This is a genomic window from Streptomyces sp. WELS2 (assembly GCF_013870595.1).
Taxonomy (GTDB): domain Bacteria; phylum Actinomycetota; class Actinomycetes; order Streptomycetales; family Streptomycetaceae; genus Streptomyces.
Genome location: NZ_JACBWZ010000539.1, coordinates 1 through 4,410, shown reverse-complemented (window position 1 = coordinate 4,410; position 4,410 = coordinate 1). Strand labels below are relative to the sequence as shown.

At 72.6% G+C, this 4,410-nt stretch carries 6 protein-coding genes; 4 read left to right on the top strand and 2 right to left on the bottom strand.

The genetic code is table 11. The features are described from left to right. The 3 genes from H5J33_RS25100 to thpD form a co-directional block, all read left to right on the top strand. Nucleotides 1-436: aminotransferase class III-fold pyridoxal phosphate-dependent enzyme (locus H5J33_RS25100; RefSeq protein ID WP_181797144.1), on the top strand; the 436-nt coding region annotated here is incomplete at its 5' end. A 99-nt stretch (nucleotides 437-535) separates the two neighbouring features. Continuing rightward, complete coding sequence (locus H5J33_RS25095; protein ID WP_181797143.1) at nucleotides 536-940, top strand: ectoine synthase; 405 nt, start codon at nucleotides 536-538, stop codon at nucleotides 938-940. Nucleotides 941-947: 7 nt separating this feature from the next. Further along, nucleotides 948-1,841 (top strand): ectoine hydroxylase, encoded by an 894-nt coding sequence (thpD, locus tag H5J33_RS25090; protein ID WP_181797142.1) that lies wholly within the window; start codon nucleotides 948-950, stop codon nucleotides 1,839-1,841. Nucleotides 1,842-1,896: 55 nt separating this feature from the next. On the opposite strand, the gene H5J33_RS25085 is transcribed toward thpD, so the two are convergent. Continuing rightward, nucleotides 1,897-2,958 carry an alkene reductase gene (locus H5J33_RS25085; RefSeq protein WP_181797141.1) on the bottom strand — a complete coding sequence of 354 codons (1,062 nt, stop codon included), beginning with the start codon at nucleotides 2,956-2,958 and terminating at the stop codon, nucleotides 1,897-1,899. 145 nt (nucleotides 2,959-3,103) lie between these two features. On the opposite strand from H5J33_RS25085, the gene H5J33_RS25080 reads away from it, so the two are divergent. Beyond that, the gene (locus H5J33_RS25080; RefSeq protein ID WP_181797140.1) at nucleotides 3,104-3,667 is read left to right on the top strand and encodes a MarR family winged helix-turn-helix transcriptional regulator; all 564 of its coding nucleotides are present in this window, start codon (nucleotides 3,104-3,106) and stop codon (nucleotides 3,665-3,667) included. Here H5J33_RS25080 and H5J33_RS25075 read toward each other — a convergent pair. Beyond that, a partial coding sequence (locus tag H5J33_RS25075; protein ID WP_181797139.1) for an aminotransferase class V-fold PLP-dependent enzyme occupies nucleotides 3,616-4,410 on the bottom strand: 795 nt, incomplete at its 5' end. The genes H5J33_RS25080 and H5J33_RS25075 overlap by 52 nt on opposite strands.

The window sequence follows — 4,410 nt, the reverse complement described above, 5'->3', positions numbered from 1 at the left end:
GATGTCGCTGTGCCTGTTCCGGCCCGAGCTGGACGTGTGGGAGCCCGGCGAGCACAACGGCACCTTCCGCGGCAACAACCCCGCCTTCGTCACCGCCACCGCCGCCCTGGAGACGTACTGGACCGACGGCTCGGCCATGGAGAAGCAGACCCGCGCCCGCGGTGAGCAGGTCGAGCGGGCGCTGATCTCCATCACCGAGGAGAACCTCGCCGACGTCAAGGAGTACCGCGGGCGCGGGCTGGTGTGGGGCCTGGAGTTCCACGCCAAGGACCGGGCCGCGCGGGTCGCCCGGCGCGCCTTCGAACTGGGGCTGCTGATCGAGACGTCCGGCCCCGAGGGCGAGGTCGTCAAGCTGCTGCCCGCGCTCACCGTCACCCCCGAGGAACTGGACGAGGGCCTGAGCATTCTCGCCCGCTCCGTCCGCGAGACCGCCTGAAGACCGACCGCTCACAGAGCGCCCGGGGAACGCCCACGGAGCGCCTGGGACCGCCCGCGAACCGCCCGGCGAGGCCGGGCAGGGAGGAAGAGCACCACCGTGATCGTCCGATCGTTCAAGGAGATCGAGGGCACCGACCGCCATGTGAAGGCGGCGTCGGGCACCTGGGAGAGCAAGCGGATCGTCCTCGCGAAGGAGCGGGTCGGCTTCTCCCTGCACGAAACGATTCTGTACGCCGGGACGGAGACGTCGATGTGGTACGCCAACCACATCGAGGCCGTCGTCTGCACCCGGGGCGAGGCGGAACTCACCGACCACGAGACCGGCCGGACCTACACCATCACGCCCGGCACCATGTACCTCCTCGACGGGCACGAGCGGCACACGCTGCGCGTCAAGGAGGACTTCCACTGCATCTGCGTGTTCAACCCGCCGGTCACCGGCCGGGAGGACCACGACGAGAACGGCGTCTACCCCCTGCTCACCGAGCCCGAGGAGGTGTGAGAACCCCATGACCACCGCCACCGTGAAGGATCTCTACCCGACCCGCGGCACCGCCGAGGTGACCGTCCCCCGCCAGGACCCCGTCATCTGGGGCGCCCCGGACACCCCGGGTCCGATCACCACCGCCGACCTCCAGGCGTACGAGCGGGACGGCTTCCTCGCCGTCGACCAGCTGATCACGCCGGACGAGGTCGAGGTCTACAAGCGTGAGCTGGACCGGCTGGTCTCCGACCCGGAGGTCCGCGCCGACGAACGCTCCATCGTGGAGCCGAAGTCGAAGGAGATCCGCTCGGTCTTCGAGGTGCACCGGATCAGCGAGGTCTTCGCGAACCTGGTGCGCGATCCGCGCGTGGTGGGCCGCGCCCGCCAGATCCTCGGCTCGGACGTGTACGTCCACCAGTCCCGGATCAACGTCAAGCCGGGCTTCGGCGCGAGCGGCTTCTACTGGCACTCGGACTTCGAGACCTGGCACGCCGAGGACGGCCTGCCGAACATGCGGACGGTGTCCGTCTCGATCGCGCTGACCGAGAACCTCGACACCAACGGCGGCCTGATGATCATGCCGGGTTCGCACAAGACGTTCCTGGGCTGCGCGGGTGCCACGCCGAAGGACAACTACAAGAAGTCCCTCCAGATGCAGGACGCGGGCACCCCGTCCGACGAGGCGCTGACCGCCCTGGCGAGCGAGCACGGCATCCGCCTGTTCACCGGCAAGGCCGGCTCGGCGACCTGGTTCGACTGCAACTGCATGCACGGCTCGGGCGACAACATCACGCCGTACCCGCGCAGCAACGTGTTCATCGTGTTCAACAGCGTGGAGAACACGGCCGTGGAACCGTTCGCCGCACCGGTGCGCCGACCGGAGTTCATCGGGGCCCGGGACTTCACACCGGTCCGCTGAGCCCGTCCGTCCGCGAGGGCCTTCGCACACCGCCGAAGGCCCTCGCGACGCGCGGTCACAGCGCCGGGTAGTCCGTGTAGCCCTCGGCTCCGCCGCCGTAGAAGGCCGCCGGGTCCGCCGGGTTGAACGGTCCGCCGGCGCGCAGGCGGGCCGGGAGGTCGGGGTTGGCGAGGAACAGCCGGCCGAAGGCGATCAGGTCGGCCGAGCCGTCCTCGACCAGGGCGAGGGCGTCCGGGCCGGTGGGGCCCTCGGTCGCCGGGTTGAGGACGAGGATTCCGCCGAAGCGCTTGCGCAGTACGGGCGTCAGGGCGCGGAAGCCGGCGCTCTCCATCACGTGCAGATAGGCGAGGCCCAGCGGCTCCAGCGCGTCGAGCAGCGCGGTGTACGCCTGCTCCGGCTCGGGCTCCTCGATGTCGTTGAGGGGGTTTCCCGGGGAGATCCGCAGGGCGGTGCGGCCGGGGCCGATCGCCTCGGCGACGGCCCGGACGGCCTCCACGGCGAAGCGGACACGGCCCGGCACGGAACCGCCCCAGCCGTCGGTGCGCCGATTGCTGCCGGGCGCCAGGAACTGGTGGACGAGATACCCGTTGGCGCCGTGGAGTTCGACCCCGTCGAACCCGGCCTCGACGGCGCCCCGGGCCGCCGCCGCGAAGTCGGCGAGGGTGGCGCGGATCTCCGCCTCGGACAGTTCCCGGGGCGTGACGAAGTCCTTGGGTCCCTGGTGGGTGTACACCCGGCCGCGCGCCGCCACCGCCGAGGGGGCCACGTTGACCAGTCCCCCGGGCAGCAGGTCGGGGTGGCCGACGCGGCCGGTGTGCATGAGCTGGGCGAAGATCCGGCCGCCGGCGGCGTGCACGGCGTCGGTCACGGTGCGCCAGGCGGCGATCTGTCCGGCGGTGTGCAGACCGGGGGTGTCGGGATAGCCCTGGCCGACGGCCGAGGGCTGGATCCCCTCGGTGACGATGAGGCCGGCCGAGGCGCGCTGGGCGTAGTACTCGGCGGTCAGGGCGGTGGGCAGTCCGCCGGCGGCGGCCCGGCTGCGGGTCATCGGCGCCATGGCGACGCGGTTGGCCAGCCGGAGGCCGGGGAGGTCCACGGGGTCGAAGGCGGTGGTCACGGGTACCCTCCGGGAAGATTTGATTGGTCGGCCAAGTAGCTTGACGCGAACTACCCTACCCCATTAATTGGCCGACCAATCAAATGGCGGTGGGTACGCTTCGGGACCGTACGGACCGGATCCACGAGCAGCGCGGGAGCCACCCATGGACGCCAGCAAAGAACCGGCGACGGCGGACGTCGCCGGGATCTCCCGCGCCGGACTGCCCGCCGCCGCCCGGGGCGGACCGGTCGGGCACGCGCTGAGCCGGGTGGCGCGGCTGCACCGCACGGCCGCCGCCGGACTGCTGCGCGGACTCGGCCTCTACCCGGGCCAGGAACTGGTGATGATGCACCTGTGGGAGCGCGGCCCGGCCCGGCAGTCGGAGCTGATCCGGCTGCTCGGGCTGGACCCGTCCACGGTGACGAAGATGCTCCAGCGGCTGGAGCAGGCCGGTCATGTGCGGAGGCTGCCGGACCCGGCGGACCGGCGCGCGGTCCTCGTGGAGGCCACCGAGTCCGGGGCGCGGCTGCTGGACGAGGTGGCGCGGCTGTGGAGCACGCTGGAGGAGGAGAGCTGCGCCGGGCTGACGCCCGCCGAGCGCGAGCAACTGCTCGGGCTGCTCGGCCGGATGGAGGCCAATCTGTGCGCGGGGGCCGCGCGGGAGGACCGGGACGGTCAGGCGGACAGCGCGGCCAGCAGGCGGTCCACGTCCTCGGGCGTGTTGTAGAGGTGGAAGGCCGCGCGCAGGTTGCCCGCGCGGTCGGAGACCTCGATGCCCGCCTCGCCCAGCTCCCGCTGCCGGGCGCCCAGTCCGGGCACCGAGACGATCGCCGAGCCGGGGGCCGGCACCGGCTCGTGGCCGAGCGCGGCGAGCCCCACGCGGAACCGGTCGGCGAGCGCCGTGTCGTGGGCGTGGATGGCGGGCACGCCCAGTTCCTCGACGAGCTCGAGCGACCGGCGCAGTCCGGCGAAGGTGAACAGGGCGTGGGTGAGGTCGAACCGCCGGGCCGAGTGGGCGAGTTCGGCCACCGGGCCGTAGCAGCTGTCCCACGGGTGCTCGGCCGCGACCCAGCCCGCGAGCAGCGGGGTGAGTCCGCCGAAGTCCTCGGGCACGGTGAGGAAGGCGGCGCCGTGCGGGCCCAGCAGCCACTTGAAGGCGACGCTCGCGGTGAAGTCGTAGGCGTCCGCGTCGAAGGGCAGCCAGCCGGCGGCCTGCGAGAAGTCGACGTAGGTGCGGGCGCCGTGGGCACGGGCGGCCTCGCGCAGGGCGGGCAGGTCGGCGAGCCGGCCGTCGGCGGACTGCGCCGCGCTGACCGCGACCAGCGCGGTGCCCGGCCGGACGGACTCGGCGATCCGCTCCAGCGGGACCGTGCGCACCTTGAGGTCGCCGCGGACGTGGAACGGGTTGAGCACGGAGGTGAAGTCGTCCTCCGCGGTGAGGACTTCGGCGCCCGCGGGCAGCGCGGCGGC